Genomic DNA, 1,068 nt, shown 5'->3' with positions numbered 1-1,068 from the left:
TTGCCATCGCGTCGCGTAGCGATGAAAGGCGTTGGTTAACCGAGTTTGTTGTATTCATGAAAACGTCCTAAATCATGTTTGAACAGTAAATATGATGTTGCTCAGTGCCTGTTTTGACTGGGCTTTGCTGCCCACATAGTTCCGTAGCTTCTGGGCATCGGGTTCTAAAAACACAACCGCTGGGTGGGTTGAGCGGAGAAGGGAGGTCTCCGGGCAACAATTGGATGTCGCGGTTGCGTGCAAGTTGCGGATTGGCAATCGGTACCGCAGAAAGCAATGCTTTTGTGTAGGGATGCTGAGCATCGTCGAACACTTGGTCGTAGCGTCCCACTTCCATTGGTTTGCCAAGGTACATCACCATTACTCGGTCGCTGATATGACGCACAACGCTTAGGTCATGAGCGATCATCACCAGTGTCAGTCCCATTTCTTGTTTAAGGTCGTCGAGCAAATTAATGACCTGCGCTTGAATCGATACATCCAATGCGCTGACGGGTTCATCACACACCACTAAGTCCGGATTGAGGATTAAGGCGCGCGCGATGCCAACACGTTGGCACTGACCGCCAGAAAACTCATGCGGATATCGGTTACGTTGGCTTGCCAACAGACCCACTTTGTCCATCATCGCAATGACGCGTTTTTCGACTTCGGCGCGTTTGAGTTGAGGTTGGTGTGTGAGTAACGGCTCTGCGATACATTCTGAAATCGTCAATCTCGGATTGAGGCTCGCCGATGGGTCTTGGAATATCATCTGAAATTCTTGGCGACGACGCGCTAACTTGTTTTTGCTGAAGCCACGCATGTCTTCACCTTTCCAAGTGAGCTTACCGTGCGTGGGTTCAACTAAGCGCAGCAGAGCACGCGCTAAGGTGGATTTTCCGCAGCCTGATTCGCCAACAATGCCGAGCGTTTCGCCTCGATAAACATCCAAATCGATGCCGTTGACGGCTTGTACGATCTTTCTTCGGCTCGGAATGAGGTGTCGCGAAACAGGAAAATGCACTTGCAGATCGCGAGCGGACAATAACACTTCTTTCTGATTCATAACGTTTCCTTAAGCCGACT

1 protein-coding gene is annotated in these 1,068 nt (G+C 50.3%); it reads right to left on the bottom strand.

The window, feature by feature from the left end:
- Window positions 1-67 precede the first annotated feature (67 nt).
- Window positions 68-1,048, bottom strand: a complete 981-nt coding sequence (locus R8269_RS26035; RefSeq protein ID WP_005454798.1) for an ABC transporter ATP-binding protein — start codon at window positions 1,046-1,048, stop codon at window positions 68-70.
- Window positions 1,049-1,068: the final 20 nt, after the last annotated feature.

The sequence above is a fragment of the Vibrio sp. Vb0667 genome (genome assembly GCF_033391095.1).
The sequence above is the reverse complement of the archived record's forward strand: the minus strand, read 5'-3'. Positions and strand labels throughout refer to the sequence as shown.